At 74.0% G+C, this 13,898-nt stretch carries 13 protein-coding genes; 7 read left to right on the top strand and 6 right to left on the bottom strand.

Going from position 1 to position 13,898, the window contains the following annotated elements:
- Positions 1 to 32 precede the first annotated feature (32 nt).
- Complete coding sequence (mtnA, locus tag ACZ5NJ_RS09365; protein WP_468764099.1) at positions 33 to 1,064, top strand: S-methyl-5-thioribose-1-phosphate isomerase; 1,032 nt, start codon at positions 33 to 35, stop codon at positions 1,062 to 1,064.
- Positions 1,065 to 1,141: 77 nt separating this feature from the next.
- Here mtnA and mtnB read toward each other — a convergent pair whose 3' ends face one another.
- Genes mtnB through ACZ5NJ_RS09350 form a run of 3 tightly spaced genes read right to left on the bottom strand, consistent with a single transcriptional unit; the run spans position 1,142 to position 3,032 of the window.
- Entirely contained in the window at positions 1,142 to 1,741 is a 600-nt protein-coding gene (mtnB, locus tag ACZ5NJ_RS09360) for a methylthioribulose 1-phosphate dehydratase (protein WP_468764098.1), read from the bottom strand.
- Entirely contained in the window at positions 1,738 to 2,451 is a 714-nt protein-coding gene (gene mtnC / locus ACZ5NJ_RS09355) for an acireductone synthase (RefSeq protein ID WP_468764097.1), read from the bottom strand. Before mtnC ends, mtnB begins: the two co-directional genes overlap by 4 nt.
- The gene (locus ACZ5NJ_RS09350; RefSeq protein WP_468764096.1) at positions 2,448 to 3,032 is read right to left on the bottom strand and encodes a 1,2-dihydroxy-3-keto-5-methylthiopentene dioxygenase; all 585 of its coding nucleotides are present in this window, start codon (positions 3,030 to 3,032) and stop codon (positions 2,448 to 2,450) included. The genes mtnC and ACZ5NJ_RS09350 overlap by 4 nt, the downstream gene beginning before the upstream one ends.
- A gap of 257 nt (positions 3,033 to 3,289) precedes the next feature.
- Here ACZ5NJ_RS09350 and ACZ5NJ_RS09345 point away from each other — a divergent pair, with 257 nt between their 5' ends.
- Together ACZ5NJ_RS09345 and ACZ5NJ_RS09340 are read left to right on the top strand one after the other, a co-directional pair.
- Entirely contained in the window at positions 3,290 to 3,388 is a 99-nt protein-coding gene (locus ACZ5NJ_RS09345; protein WP_468764095.1) for a putative leader peptide, read from the top strand.
- Between the two features lie 238 nt (positions 3,389 to 3,626).
- Entirely contained in the window at positions 3,627 to 5,966 is a 2,340-nt protein-coding gene (locus tag ACZ5NJ_RS09340; RefSeq protein ID WP_468764094.1) for an arylsulfatase, read from the top strand.
- Positions 5,967 to 5,975: 9 nt separating this feature from the next.
- Here the strand turns inward: ACZ5NJ_RS09340 and ptsP are convergent, their stop codons facing one another.
- Positions 5,976 to 7,637: a phosphoenolpyruvate--protein phosphotransferase gene (ptsP, locus tag ACZ5NJ_RS09335; protein ID WP_468764093.1), complete on the bottom strand. Its 1,662-nt coding sequence runs from the start codon at positions 7,635 to 7,637 to the stop codon at positions 5,976 to 5,978.
- Positions 7,634 to 7,906, bottom strand: coding sequence for an HPr family phosphocarrier protein (locus ACZ5NJ_RS09330; protein WP_468764092.1), 273 nt, complete (start codon positions 7,904 to 7,906; stop codon positions 7,634 to 7,636). Before ACZ5NJ_RS09330 ends, ptsP begins: the two co-directional genes overlap by 4 nt.
- A gap of 348 nt (positions 7,907 to 8,254) precedes the next feature.
- On the opposite strand from ACZ5NJ_RS09330, the gene ACZ5NJ_RS09325 reads away from it, so the two are divergent.
- From ACZ5NJ_RS09325 to ACZ5NJ_RS09315, 3 genes are all read left to right on the top strand, one after another.
- Entirely contained in the window at positions 8,255 to 9,016 is a 762-nt protein-coding gene (locus ACZ5NJ_RS09325) for a DeoR/GlpR family DNA-binding transcription regulator (RefSeq protein WP_468764091.1), read from the top strand.
- On the top strand, positions 9,013 to 9,969 hold the full coding sequence (gene pfkB / locus ACZ5NJ_RS09320; protein ID WP_468764090.1) for a 1-phosphofructokinase: 957 nt from the start codon (positions 9,013 to 9,015) through the stop codon (positions 9,967 to 9,969). Before ACZ5NJ_RS09325 ends, pfkB begins: the two co-directional genes overlap by 4 nt.
- A gap of 121 nt (positions 9,970 to 10,090) precedes the next feature.
- Positions 10,091 to 12,148, top strand: coding sequence for a PTS fructose transporter subunit IIABC (locus tag ACZ5NJ_RS09315; protein ID WP_468764089.1), 2,058 nt, complete (start codon positions 10,091 to 10,093; stop codon positions 12,146 to 12,148).
- A gap of 151 nt (positions 12,149 to 12,299) precedes the next feature.
- Here ACZ5NJ_RS09315 and ACZ5NJ_RS09310 read toward each other — a convergent pair whose 3' ends face one another.
- Positions 12,300 to 13,313 (bottom strand): hypothetical protein, encoded by a 1,014-nt coding sequence (locus tag ACZ5NJ_RS09310; RefSeq protein ID WP_468764088.1) that lies wholly within the window; start codon positions 13,311 to 13,313, stop codon positions 12,300 to 12,302.
- A 155-nt stretch (positions 13,314 to 13,468) separates the two neighbouring features.
- Here ACZ5NJ_RS09310 and ACZ5NJ_RS09305 point away from each other — a divergent pair, with 155 nt between their 5' ends.
- Complete coding sequence (locus ACZ5NJ_RS09305) at positions 13,469 to 13,891, top strand: FKBP-type peptidyl-prolyl cis-trans isomerase (RefSeq protein ID WP_468764087.1); 423 nt, start codon at positions 13,469 to 13,471, stop codon at positions 13,889 to 13,891.
- Positions 13,892 to 13,898 lie beyond the last annotated feature (7 nt).

Raw genomic sequence — 13,898 nt, 5'->3', positions numbered from 1 at the left:
CGCCCTTCTTCCGAGCTTTGGAGTGCACTGCCATGACCAGGGAACTGCGCGCCGTCGAGTGGACCGCCGACGGTCTCGCACTGATCGACCAGACCGCGCTGCCGCAGCGCAAGGAGGTGCTGCGCGTCACGGACGTGGACGGCCTGGTGGACGCGATCCGGCGGCTCGTGGTGCGCGGGGCCCCGGCGATCGGGGCGGCGGGGGCGTACGGGGTGGCCCTCGCCCTGCTGCAAGCGGAGCGCGAGGGGTGGGACGGCATCCGGATACGGGGGGAGGTGGCCCGGATCCGGGCGGCCCGGCCGACCGCGGTCAACCTGGCCGTCTCCGTGGACCGGGTGCTGGCGCGGCTGGACGAGGGCGTGGCGGCGGTGCTGGCCGAGGCTGCCGCCGTACAGCGCGAGGACGTGGAGGCCAACCACGCGCTGGGCGCGCACGGCGCGGACTGGCTGCTGAAGCGGCAGGGCGAGGACCGCCCGCTGCGCATCCTGACGCACTGCAACACCGGGGCGCTCGCCACAGCCGGCTGGGGGACGGCACTCGGCGTGATCCGTGAACTGCACGCCCGGGGGCGGCTGGAGACGGTGTACGCCGACGAGACGCGGCCGCTCCTGCAGGGCGCTCGGCTGACCGCCTGGGAGCTGGCCGAGGAGGGCATCGCGCACCACGTCCAGGCCGACGGAGCGGCAGCCGGAACCATTCTGCGCGGGGAGGTCGACGCCGCGGTGGTGGGCGCCGACCGGATCGCGGCGAACGGCGACACCGCGAACAAGGTCGGCACGGTCGGCATCGCACTGGCCTGCGCCCACGCGGGCATCCCCTTCGTCGTGGCCGCTCCCACCACGACGGTGGACCTGGCCACCGCGCGCGGAGACGACATCACCATCGAACTGCGGGACGAGAAGGAGGTGTTGGAGTGGGCGGGCGTCCGGACCGCTCCGGCCGGCTCCCGCGGCCACAACCCCGCCTTCGACGTGACCCCGGGTGCTCTGGTGACCGCCCTGGTCACCGAAAGGGGTGTCCTGGAGGTCTCGGCGGGCGAACTGCCCGGCCTGCACCTGGCCTGAGCCCGGCGTGGGCGGATCCTTCCACGCCGAAGGGGCGCCCCCGCACCGGGGGCGCCCTCGGCGGAGAGGGGCTCTCGTCAGCCGGCCGCCAGCTCCAGTTCCAGGAGCCACTCCACGACCTCGGTGTGGTGGCGCGCCCGGCGCGGTGAGTCGCCCCACACGTACAGCCCGTGCCCCGCCACGACCACCGCCGGCATCCGCGGGTCCCGGGCGGCTTCCAGGCGGTCTCCGAGCACCCGCATGTCCTGGCTGTTGCCTATCACGGGCAGCACGATCTCCTCCCCCTCCGCCGCGTGCCCGACGCCCTTGAGCATCTCCAGGTCCTTCAGGACGATGCCGCCCGGCCGCCTGCGCCCCATGAGCACGGAGGCGACCGTGTGTACGTGCACCACCGCGTTCGCGCCCGTGAGGCGGACCACACGGGCGTGCAGCTCGGCTTCGGCGGACGGTCTGCCGCCGCTCACCGGGGCGCCCTGCTCGTCGACCACCACCACGTCCTCGGCGGTGAGTTCGCCCTTGTCGTGGCCGCTCGCGGTGACGGCCAGGCGGAAGGGCTCGCGGGAGAGGAGTACCGAGAGGTTGCCCGAGGTGCCGCGCATCCAGCCGAAGGAGGCGAAACGTGCCGCCTCGGCCGCCAGTACCGCACCCGCCTCTTCCAGACCGGTCGTCTTCGTCACGTTCCGCTCCCCGCCACGTCGATGTCCTCGAAGGTACGGGCCTGCGCGTGGCCGCCCGGCCCCTGCTCGGAGTACGGCTCCCCCGGCCGGCGCACGCCCACCGTCCGCCAGCCCGCTGCCCGGGCCGCGTCCAGTTCGCCCGGGCGGTCGGACAGGAACAGCAGCCGGTCCGGGAGGATCCCGGTGTCCGCGGCGATCGCCCGGAAGGATCCGGTCTCCTGCTTCGGTCCCGCGTTCTCCGTGTCGTACCAGCCGGTGACAAGGCCGCGCAGATCCCCCTCGGGGGTGTGCCCGAACCACGCCCGCTGTGCGGCGACCGACCCGGACGAGTAGACGTACAGCCGCACGCCCGCCGCGTGCCAGCGCCGCAGCGCCGGCACCACGTCCCCGTAGAAGTGCGAGACGAGCTCACCGCGCGCGAAGCCCTCCGCCCACAGCACGCCCTGGAGCGTCTTCAGCGGCGTCGCCTTGCGATCCTCGTCCAGCCAGGCGTTCAGTGCCTGCTCGATCCGCGCCGGGCCCGCGTCCGGCTCCCCCAGCTCGGTCCGTACCCCGGCGAGGGCGCGAGCCACCTCCGGTTCCCCGGACCGCTCGGCGAGCAGGGCGGCGAACCGCTCGCGCGCGTACGGATGAAGCACGTCGGTGACGAAGCCGGTGGCGCTCGTGGTGCCCTCGATGTCCAGGACGACGGCGTCCACCTGCGTACTCACGCCGCGTGCTCCGCCGTGATCGTGTCGAAGTCGGGGAACCGGCGGGAGATGCCGCTGCCCGTGAAGGTGCCGATCCAGCCGTCCTCCTCGTGGAAGAAGCGGATCGCGGTGAAGGCCGGACGGGTGCCCATGTCGAACCAGTGCGTGGTGCCCTTCGGCACGCCGAGGAGGTCGCCCCGCTCGCACAGCACCGCGTGGACCTCGCCGCCCACGTGAAGGTAGAAAATGCCGGAGCCCGCGACGAAGAAGCGCACCTCGTCGTCGTCCTCGTGCGTGTGTTCCTCCAGGAACTTCTCCCGCGCGGCCTTCGCCCTCTCGGCGAAGCCGGGGTCCTCGCCAGGGTGCAGGGCGACCACGTCGACGGTGGCGAAGTCCTCCGCGGCGGTCAGCCGGTCGATCTCCGCCCGGTAGGCGGTGAGGACGGCATCGCCGTCGGCGTCCACCGGGACGTCCTCGCGCACCGGCCGGCGTTCGTAGCGAACCCCGAGCGGCGCCAGCGCCGCGGCGATCTCGGCGGGCTCTGAGGTACGGCGTACGACGGTCTCGGGGCCGCTCTCCGGCCAGGTCGTCAGCAGCGTCACGGAATGCTCCAGGGTGGAATGAGTGGGGTACGAGGGTGCGGCCCCTGCCCCGGGGCCGATTCTCGCCGCCCGTTGTTGCCGCAGCGTGGCGGCCGTATGGCAGGTGCCACGGCCGGCCGGCCCCGCACCCGAAGGCGACCCGCTCCAGCGCTCGCACCTGGGCGACGGCCCGGAGCGGATCGTGGCTCCGGGAGCGGGGGAACGAGCACGAACGGTGACGTTTGACCAATCATCGGGGGTCTGACAACCTGCCGCGCATGACCCCGACCGTGCGGCTCATCTCCCGCAGGCACGTCGACCTCTGTCGGCACGCCGGCGCGATCTGTGCCGTGCCGTCGCCGGGCTGTCCTCGCTGATTCCCGGGGTTCCAGCCTGACCCCAGCCGCCTCCGTGTCCCTTCCCGCCCGACGGGACCCCGGCGCGACGCGGCCGGCCACACCTCGCGCACCGCGCCACGCGCTCCTGACCCCTGCGATGAACCGCACCCGCCGACGCGGAGCGGACGCCCGCCGCGCTTCCGGTCAGCGCGGGCGCCTGCCGGCGGCAAGGTGCCGTTCCCCGGACCGCCCCGCCCTCTGCCAAGGAGCTCCACCCATGACCAGCCCGCATACCCCCGGCACCCCGAACCGCCGCGATCCCTACGCCGGTTTCGCCGGAAGGGTCGGCCGTACCTTCGCCGAGTCCGAGCCCTCCTGGCAGCCGCCGCGCCGGCCCGGAGAGCGCGCCCCGAACATCGTCGTGGTCCTCGTGGACGACATGGGCTACAGCGACATCGGCCCGTTCGGCTCCGAGGTCCCCACCCCCGTACTCGACGGCCTGGCCGAGGGCGGTCTGCGGCTGGCCAACTACCACACCATGCCCCTGTGCTCCCCCGCCCGCGCCGCCCTGCTCACGGGTCTCAACCCGCACCGGGTCGGGTACTCGACCGTCGCCAACTTCGACCCGGGTTTCCCCGGCTACGGCATGGAGGTCGGCGAGGACGTCCCCACCCTGGCCGAGGTCCTGCACGACGCGGGCTACGCCACGTACGCCGTCGGCAAGTGGCACCTGACCCGCGACTCGGCGTCCAACGCCGCCGACGACCGGCGCAACTGGCCGCTGCAGAAGGGCTTCGACCGCTACTACGGCGTCCTGGAGGGGCTGACCAGCCTGTTCCACCCGCACCAGCTGGTCCGCGACAACAGCCCGCTGGACGTGGACGAACTGCCCGACGGCTACTACTACACGGACGACATCACCGACGAGGCCATCGCCATGGTGAAGTCGCTGCGCGCGCACGACCCCGACAAGCCGTTCTTCCTGTACGTCGCCCACAATGCCGTCCACGGCCCCCTCCAGGCCAAGCCCGCCGACATCGCACGCCAGCGCGGGCGCTACGACGGCGGGTGGGACGCCCTGCGCACCACCCGCTTCGCCCGCCAGATCGCCGACGGTCTCTTCCCCGAGGGGACCGCCCTGCCCGCACGCAACTCCGAGGCGGGCCACGACGTAGGCCCCTGGGACGAGCTGACCCCCGACCAACAGCGCCGCTACGCCCGCTACATGGAGGTCTACGCGGCGATGGTCGACAACATCGACCAGAACCTCGGGCGGCTCACCGACACCCTGCGCGCGCTCGGCGAACTCGACAACACCATCGTCGTCTTCACCTCCGACAACGGCGGCACCGGCGAAGGCGGCGCCGAGGGCACGCGCAGCTACTTCAGCCGCTTCGTCCACCAGCCCGTCCCGGACGACTGGAACGAGGACGTGGACCGGGACACCGACCTCATCGGCGGTCCGCAGAGCCTGGTGCACTACCCGCGCGGCTGGGGCATGGCCTCCAACACCCCGTTCCGGCTCTACAAGGGCCAGACCTACGCCGGCGGCGTGCGCGTACCGTTCGTCATCTCCTGGCCCGAGGGACTGCGGCGGGCCGCGGACGACTCCGGGATCCGGCAGCAGTACCAGTACGTCACCGACATCACCCCCACCCTCCTGGAACTCGCGGGCGTACGGCGCCCGCAGCGGTGGCGCTCGCGGCCCGCCCAGGAACTCGACGGCGTCAGCTTCGCCCCCGTCCTCCACGACGGGCGCGCCCCCGGCGCCCACACCGAGCAGTACTGCGAGATGTCGGGCAACCGCAGCTACTACCGCGACGGCTGGAAACTGGTCACGCTGCACCGTCCCGGCACACCGTACGACGACGGTGAGTGGGCCCTGTACGACCTGCGCACCGACCCGACCGAAACCACCGACATCGCCCGGGACCACCCGGAGGTGGTGAAGGAACTGGCCGCGGCCTGGGAGGCGGCGGCCTGGCGCAACGGCGTCTTCCCCCTCGCCGACGGCAGCGGCGCGCTGGCCCGCCGCAACCCCGCCGAGGAGCGGCTGCACCGCCCCCTCACCCTGCTGGCGGGCACACCCGAGCTGGAGCGCTACCGCTCCTCGCGGCTCATCTCCTTCCGTTCCTTCGACGTCACCGTCGAGCTCGACGAGCACGCCGCCTCGGACCAGGGCGTGCTGGTCTCGCACGGCGACCAGGGCGGCGGCTACAGCCTGTACGTGGAGGACGGGCGGCTGCGGTTCGCCTACAACGAGTACGGCGACCTGCACGAGACCGATGGCGGCCCGCTGCCGGCGGGCCGGCGGCGGGTCACGCTCTCGGCCACCGCGGTGGAGGGCCTGCGCTGGGAGTTCCGCATCCTGATCGACGGGGTGGAGACCGGCCGGTCGGCCCGCGTCCACCAGCTCATCGGGATGGCGCCGCTGCAAGGCATCAGCGTGGGCGTGGACCGCAAGTCCCCGGTCTCCTGGCCGGTCTACGAACGCCACCGCAGCTTCCGCTACACCGGCCGCCTGCGGTCGGTGACCTACGACCCGGGCGCGCACGCGCCCTACGACCCGGCGGTCGTGGCCCGCGCGCTGGAGGAGGCGGCCGCCGCCTTCGAATGACCCGGAAGGTCATCCGCCTCCCGTGACCCTCGACCGGACCTTGCCGCGGGCATCGGCGGCGTCGTCGGCGTGCAGGGCCAGCTCGGCGAGTTCGCGGCACTCCGCGAGGGTGTGGGCGGCCAGTGCCGCCCGTACCTCGGGGAGCGAGGCAGGCGCGGCCGACAGGCTGGTGATGCCCAGGCCGACCAGTACCAGGGCGAGCGTCGGGTCGGCGGCCGCCTCACCGCACACGCCGATCGGACGGCCGTGTGCGGCCGCGGACCGGGCGGCGGAGGCGACCAGCGTGAGCAGGGCCGGCTGCCACGGGTCGAGGAGCTCGGCGAGGGAGCCGAGCGTGCGGTCGGCCGCGAAGGTGTACTGGGCCAGGTCGTTGGTACCGATGCTGAAGAAGTCGCAGACCTCCGCCAGCCGGTCGGTCCGCAGGGCGGCCGCCGGGACCTCGATCATGGCGCCGGCCAGCGGCAGGCCGTGCGCGCGGACCCGGGCGGCGAACTCGGCGGCCTCGGACGGCACCGACACCATCGGGGCCATCACCCACACCTGCGCGGCGCCGCCCTCGGCGGCCTCGGCGATCGCGGCGAGCTGGGTCTCCAGCAGTTGGGGGTCGCGGGCGGCCGTGCGCAGGCCGCGGACGCCGAGGGCCGGGTTCTCCTCATCGGCGGCCGTGGCGAAGGGCAGCGGCTTGTCCGCCCCCGCGTCGAGCGTGCGGACGACGACCCGGCGGCCGGCGAAGGCCGCGAAGACCCGCCGGTAGGCGGCGGCCTGTTCGGCGAGGCCCGGTGCCTCGGCGCGGTCCAGGAAGAGGAACTCGGTGCGGAAGAGGCCCACGCCCTCGGCGTCGGCCGCGGCCGCGCCGGGCAGCTCGTGCGGCGCTCCGAGGTTGACGAGGAGTGCGACCGGATGGCCGTCCGCCGTGCGGCCCGGCCCCTGGACCCGGGCCGTCAGCTCGCGGCGGCGGTGCTCCCGTTCGGCGGCCCGCCCGAGCGACTCCGGGCTCGGGTCGGGCTCGACCACGCCGTCCGCGCCGTGCACCAGGACCTGCCGGCCGTCCTGGAGCTCCATGGCGCCGGCGCAGCCGACCACGGCGGGGACGCCGAGTGCCTTGGCGAGGATGGCCGTGTGACTGGTCGGCCCGCCGCGGACGGTGACCAGGGCCAGCACCCGGGCGGGGTCGAGCAGCGCCGTGTCGGCGGGCGCCAGGTCCTCGGCGACCAGGACGTACGGGTGTCCCGGGTCGGGCAGACCGGGCACGGGCAGGCCCAGCAGGTGCGCCACCGCGCGGTCGCGCAGGTCGTCCAGGTCGGCGACGCGTTCCGCGAAATGACCGCCGGCGGCGACCAGCGCGGTGCGGAACCCGTCGAAGGCGGTGGCGAGCGCGTGGGCCCCGTCGGTACCCCGTTCGGCCAGGGCGGCCGCCGCGTCGGCGAGGACCGGATCGGCGGCCATCAGGGCCTGCGCGGCGAGCACGTCGCGAGCGGGGCCGCGCACGCGGGCGGCTCGCTCGTCCAGATCGGCGACGACCGCACCGAGGGCGGCGCGGACCGCCGCCGCCTCGGCGGCCGGGTCGGCGACGGGCCTCGGTGCGGGCAGCGCGGGTACGGGCGCCATCCGGGCGACCGGGCCCGCGGCGCTGCCCATGCCGACGCCGATCCCGCGGATCGGATCGCTCATGCCGCTGCGTCGAGGTCGGAGGCGAGCAGGTCGGCGAGCGCCTTCAGCGAGTCCTGTGCCCGGTCGCCGGTCGCGGTGAGCTCCAGGGCCTCGCCGCAGCCGGCGGCGAGGGCGAGGACGGAGAGCAGGCTGCGGGCGTCGACCGGGGCCTGCCCCGGGCGGCCGACGGTGACCTTGACCGGCTGGCGGGCCGCGGCCTGGACGAACAGGGAAGCCGGGCGGGCGTGCAGGCCGCTGCGGGAGCCGACGGTGACCTGGATCGAGTGCATGGGAGGTCCTTGGAGGAGAGGGGCGGAGGAGATGAGCGGAGGGGATGAGCGGACGACGGGCGCCGGCCCGGGTGGGATCCGGGTCGGCCGGGGAGGGGGCCACGGTGTTCGGGGCCCGGTCTCCGCGGTACGGGGGCGGTGGCGGAGCGCCGGGCGGCGGGCCGTGGTTTCAAGCCCGTCAACGTGTTGTTCCGGTTGGTTCTACGTCCGATCGTCGGCCGATGTCAACAGATTCGGGCAAACTCAAAGATGAGCGCAGAGCCCGTACGACCTCTTGCTTTTTCGGTCGGAGCGCGTATGGTCGGCCTGAAGCAAGCGCGAACAGACATGAAACGGACTCAATCCCACATGTACGCACCCGAGCGGCAGCAAGAGATCCTCCGCCTCGCGCAGAAGCAGGGCAGGGTGGACGTGCCGACACTCGCCGAGGACTTCGGCGTCACGCAGGAGACCATCCGGCGTGACCTGAGCGCCCTCGACCGGGCGGGTCTGCTGCACCGGGTGCACGGCGGCGCGCTGCCCGCCGGCGCACTGCACCTGGAGCCCGGTCTGGCCGAACGGGATTCCACGGCCGCGACCGAGAAGGAACGCATCGCCAGGGCAGCCCTCGGCCTGCTGCCCGCAGAGGGCAGCGTGATCCTTGACGCCGGGACGACCGTCTCCCGGCTGGCCGGACTGCTGCCCGCAGACTGCGGGCTCACCGTCGTCACCAACGCGCTCCCGGTCGCCGCCCGGCTGGCCGACCACCCCGGGCTCACCCTCCACCTGGTGGGCGGCCGACTGCGCCACCGCACCCAGGCCGCCGTCGACGCGTGGGCGCTGCGCGACCTGGCGGACGTCCACGCGGACGTCGCGGTGATCGCCACCAACGGCTTTTCCCCGGAGGGCGGCCTCTCGACGCCGGACCTCGCCGAGGCAGCCGTGAAACGAGCCATGCTCACCAGTGCCCGGCGGGTCGTCCTGGTGGCGGACTCCTCCAAGTACGGCGCCCGCCACTTCGCCCACTTCGGCTCGCTGGACCAGGTGGACGTGCTGGTCACGGACACCGGGCTGACGGACGAGCAGGCCGCCGGGATCGAGAACCACGGACCGGAAGTCATCCGCGCATGATCGTCACCATCACCCCGAACCCCAGCCTCGATCGCACCTACGAACTGGGAACCCTCGTCCCGGGCGAGGTCAACCGGGCCTCGCGCGACCGGCTCGATCCGGGCGGCAAGGGAGTCAACGTCTCCCGCGCGCTCACGGCCGCCGGCCACCGCACCAGCGCGGTCCTTCCCCTGGGCGGCCCCTCCGGGCAACTCCTCGCCGACCTGTTGCGCCGCCAGGGCATCGACGTCGCGGCGGTCGCCATCTCGGGCGACACGCGGATCAACGTCTCGATCGCCGAGGACGGCGGCAGCCTCACGAAGATCAACGCCGTGGGCCCCGAACTCAGCGCCGCCGAGTCGGCCGCACTGCTCGCGCTCGTCCGTGATGCCCAGAAGACCGGGCAGGGCGCCGGGAGCGACGTGCGGTGGCTCGCCTGCTGCGGCAGCCTGCCGCGCGGCCTCCCACCCGAGTGGTACGCGGACGTGGTCGCCCAGGCGCACTCGGGCGGCGCCCGGATCGCCCTCGACACCTCCGGTCCCGCGCTGCTGGCCGCGCTCTCGGCCCGCCCCGACGTGGTCAAGCCCAACCGGGAGGAACTCGCGGAGGCGGTGGGCCGCCCGGTCCGCACCGTCGGCGACGCCGTGGACGCGGCCCGGGAGCTGCGCGAGCGCGGAGCCCGGCAGGTCCTCGCCAGCCTCGGTGCGGACGGGATGCTGCTCGTCGCCGAGGAGAGCTGGTACGGCAGCGCACCGGTCTCCGCCGTCCGCAGCGACGTGGGAGCGGGCGACGCCTCGCTCGCGGGTTTCCTCGGCGCGGGCGGCACCGGCCCCGAGGCCCTCGTGGCGGCCCTGGCGCACGGCGCCGCCGCCGTACAACTGCCGGGGAGCGTCATGCCGACCCCGGCCCATCTGGACCCGGCCGCGGTGGTCGTGACGGCGGACCTCCCGCTCGACCGGCCGCTCCGCGGCTGAGAACGACCTCCTGGGGACGGCGTCGTCCCCAGGGGGCAGCACGCCCGACCGTGTGGGACGGAAGGGCACCGCTTTCCGGGGGCAAGGGACACTGTCAGGAACCAGTCGAAGGATCGACACGATGACCGACACGATGAGCGAGACCAGCGGGCTGATCACTCCCGCACTCGTCGATCTCCACCTCGCCCCCGAGGACAAGAACGAAGCCCTCCGCGTCCTCGCCCAGCGGCTGGTCGCCGAGGGCCGGGTCACCGACCTCGACGGCTTCCTCGCCGACATCGCCGCCCGGGAGGCCCAGGCCCCGACCGGAATGGGCGAGGGGATCGGCATTCCGCACTGCCGATCGCCCCACGTCACGCGGCCGAGCCTGGCCTTCGGCCGCAGTGCCCGGGGCGTGGACTTCGACGCCCCGGACGGACGGCCCGCCGACCTGATCTTCATGATCGCGGCTCCGGCCGGTGCGGACGACACTCATCTGCAGATCCTCGCCGCGCTGGCCCGCCGCCTCATGGACCCCGCTTTCACCGGCGCCCTGCGCGACGCCGAGAGCCCCGGCGCGGTCGCGGCGCGGATCAACGGCGAGGAGGCGCCGGCTGCCGCTCCCGAGACGGCCCAGGCCTCGGAGACGGTCGCGGCCCCGAGGACGACCGCCGCCCCGGCGACCGCCGCTCCGGAGCCGTCCGCCTCCGACGGCGGGCTGCGGCTCGTCGCGGTGACCTCCTGCCCGACCGGCATCGCCCACACGTACATGGCCGCCAAGGCCCTGGAACTGGCCGCCGCCCGGGCGGGGGCTCGGATCCGGGTCGAGACCCAGGGGTCGGCCGGGACGACGCCGCTCGACCCCGAGGTCATCGCGGCAGCCGACGCGGTGATCTTCGCTCATGACGTGGAGATACGGGACCGGGCCCGCTTCGCCGGCAAGCCGACCGTGGACGTGGGCGTCAAGGCCGGGGTCAACCGTGCCGACGACCTGATCGCGCAGGCCGCCGGACTGGTCACGGCAGCCGGTGGCGGCGCGCGTACGGCCACCACCCCGGTCGCCGCGCCGAGCGCACCTGCGGGCGAGCACTGGGCGCAGCGGCTGCGCACGTACCTGATGACGGGCGTCAGCTACATGATCCCGTTCGTCGCGGCCGGCGGCCTGCTGATCGCGCTCGCCTTCGCGATAGGCGGCTACCAGATCGCCTCCGCGCCGTCCGTGCTGGGCCACTTCGACTGGACCTCCTCGCACAGCTGGGCGGCGATGCTGTTCCAGACTGGCAAGACCTCCTTCGGCTTCCTGGTCCCCGTCCTCTCCGGGTACATCGCCTGGGCGGTCGCGGACCGGGCGGCGCTGGCCGCCGGCATCGCCGGCGGTGCCGTCTCGGTGGCGGTCGGCGCGGGCTTCCTCGGCGGCATCGTGTCAGGCCTGGCCGCGGGCTTCCTGGTGCTGTGGATGGTCCGCTGGAACGTGCCCCGGGCGATCAAGGGCATCATGCCGGTCGTGGTGATCCCGCTGCTGTCGGTGGCGGCGGTCGGCTTCCTGATGTTCGTGGTGGTCGGCTCGCCGATCGCCTCGGCGATGAACGGCCTGACCGACTGGCTGAACGGCCTCTCCGGCTCCAACGCGATCCTGCTCGGCGTGCTGCTCGGCGCGATGATGGCCTTCGACATGGGAGGCCCGCTCAACAAGGTCGCCTACACGTTCGCGGCCGGTGTGCTCACCACGGCGGGCACCACCCCGGACGCCGGCAGCCTCAAGGTGATGGCTGCCGTGATGGCCGCCGGCATGACCCCGCCGCTGGGCATGGCCCTGGCGACCGTGGTCCGGCGCAGGCTGTTCACCCCCGAGGAGCGGGAGAACGGGAAGGCCGCCTGGGTGCTCGGCGCCTCGTTCATCACCGAGGGCGCGATCCCGTTCGCGGCGGCCGACCCGCTGCGGGTCATCCCGGCGGGCATCGCCGGCAGCATGACCGCCGGTGGCCTGGTGATGGCCTTCGGCTCCACCCTGCGTGCCCCGCACGGCGGGATCTGGGTGCTCCCCCTGATCGGCAGCCCGTTCCTGTACCTGGTCGCGGTCGCGGCGGGCACGGTGGTCACCACGGCAGTGGTGGTGCTGCTCAAGGGCATGCGGAAGTCCGCCGACGCCCCGGCGCCCTTCGCCTCCTCCCTCGCCGGGAAGCAGCCGGCCGCCGTCTGACCCGACGGGCCGGGGCACGCCTCCGGGTGTCCCGGCCGCCCGGCGGCAAAAGGCGGCCGGTCCGGGACCCCGCCGGTCTCGGCGGCGAGCCGGGCCCTCTCGGAACGGCGGGCGGAGTGTCCGCCGACCACGCGACGGACCGTAGTGGCGGTCAGGGCCGGCATCCCCGGTCGTAGATCGCCCGCAACCAGGGCTCCCTGACGGCGGGCATCCGAGCGAGCGTGGAGCGGAACGCGGCTCTGGACGGATGCAACGGGTACAACGGGTGCGGGGGGAGCGGGTCGTCCCGTTCCACGCCTGCCGGCAGCCCGCCGACCACCGGCAGCCGGGTCCGGTGGGGCGGGAAGGCGAGCTCCGCCCAGAGCGCGGCATCCATGGGTACCGGCACCGCCCCGGCACACGGCTGCCACATCTCTCCGGTCTGCGGATGGACCGGCACCAGCACCAGGTCGGCGGCCGGCTCGCCGAACCCCGGCCCCGCCAGGTCCAGCCGCTTCGCGCCTTCCCCGGCGGGCAGCAGCACGCCGAGTGCCCGGCCGAGGAGCTCAGCGACCGGCCCGGGCGCCACATCGACCGGTGCGCCCCCGGCGGCCACCACCACCTGAGCGAGAGCCACACCTGCCGGGATGTCCCCGTACTCGCTCAGCCGGTGCCCCAGCGCGCCGGTGGCCAGCAGCTCCGCCCAGTCCATGATCGGCCGCTCAGGCGGACCGGGCAGCCGCACCACCGCCTGCGGGACGAGCCGGACGACCTGCCAGCACCCGCAGTCGTCCATCCTCGTTCCGACCGGCAGATCGCAGTCCGGACAGGCAAGGTTCGGCCCGTCCCTCCCGTCGATCCCCCTGCAGGAGCCCCCGGCCCGCTCCAGGATCAGCCTGGTGCCGCGCATGTCGCCGGGCGCGAGGAGGACGGTGTCCGACGGACCGTCGGACAACGCGCCGAACGGCGCGAAGTGACCCCGCTCCGCCGCCTCGTGGGCCCCGACCTCGTCCCACTGCCGCCATGGCGGTCCGTACGGCTCGGGGTCGATGGCGTAGGAACCGGCCTCCAGCAGTGGCGGGTGCAGCGTCTCCCAGTGGGTGTCCGCCAGGTGGACCGGCAACGCCACCTCCGACACCGCCGCCGTCAGGATCGCACCGCAGCCCGCACACCCGAACACCGCCAAACCGTCCCCTCCCGCCGTCGAAGCCCCTGCATCCCACCAAGCAGGCGGACCGGGGAGCAAGGGGTTTTCGGACTGCACGAGCCGGCGTTTCACGGCCCGCTTGATCCGGAGCGCGGTGGCGTGGTGGATCGCCGGTAGCGTGGGGGGGTCCGTGGATGGAGGAGGTTGTGGTGGGTGAGTCGGCCAAGCCCGGGGTGGAGGTGCCCCGGGGGGACGCTCCTGTCGAGCTGACCGTTCGGGACCTCGTCGTCGGGGACGGGCCCGAGGTGAAGGCGGGCATGGTGGTCAAGGTCCACTACGTGGGGGTGACCTTCGAGACCGGCAAGGAGTTCGACTCCTCCTGGGACCGGGGCGAGCCGTACAAGTTCGCCCTGGGCGGCGGCAAGGTCATCAAGGGCTGGGACCGGGGGGTGCGGGGGATGAGGGTCGGCGGCCGGCGCGAGCTCGTCGTTCCCCCGCGTCTCGGCTACGGGAAGCAGTCGCCGTCGCCCTTGATCCCGGCGGGGTCGACCCTGGTGTTCGTCGTGGACCTCGTCGACGCGTACTCCGCCACGTCCGGGTGGAGCAGGGGCCGGTGACACCGGC

It is taken from the genome of Streptomyces sp. NPDC032091 (assembly GCF_055580265.1).
This window is presented reverse-complemented; position numbering and strand designations above follow the sequence as displayed.

Excerpts from the sequence above, each read along its gene's own strand:
- pfkB (WP_468764090.1), top strand. The coding sequence starts at position 9,013 with ATGATCGTCACCATCACCCCGAACCCCAGCCTCGATCGCACCTACGAA.
- mtnA (WP_468764099.1), top strand. The coding sequence starts at position 33 with ATGACCAGGGAACTGCGCGCCGTCGAGTGGACCGCCGACGGTCTCGCA.
- ptsP (WP_468764093.1), bottom strand. The coding sequence starts at position 7,637 with ATGAGCGATCCGATCCGCGGGATCGGCGTCGGCATGGGCAGCGCCGCG.
- ACZ5NJ_RS09325 (WP_468764091.1), top strand. The coding sequence starts at position 8,255 with ATGTACGCACCCGAGCGGCAGCAAGAGATCCTCCGCCTCGCGCAGAAG.
- ACZ5NJ_RS09305 (WP_468764087.1), top strand. The coding sequence starts at position 13,469 with ATGGAGGAGGTTGTGGTGGGTGAGTCGGCCAAGCCCGGGGTGGAGGTG.
- ACZ5NJ_RS09340 (WP_468764094.1), top strand. The coding sequence starts at position 3,627 with ATGACCAGCCCGCATACCCCCGGCACCCCGAACCGCCGCGATCCCTAC.
- ACZ5NJ_RS09315 (WP_468764089.1), top strand. The coding sequence starts at position 10,091 with ATGACCGACACGATGAGCGAGACCAGCGGGCTGATCACTCCCGCACTC.
- ACZ5NJ_RS09330 (WP_468764092.1), bottom strand. The coding sequence starts at position 7,906 with ATGCACTCGATCCAGGTCACCGTCGGCTCCCGCAGCGGCCTGCACGCC.
- ACZ5NJ_RS09345 (WP_468764095.1), top strand. The coding sequence starts at position 3,290 with ATGACCCCGACCGTGCGGCTCATCTCCCGCAGGCACGTCGACCTCTGT.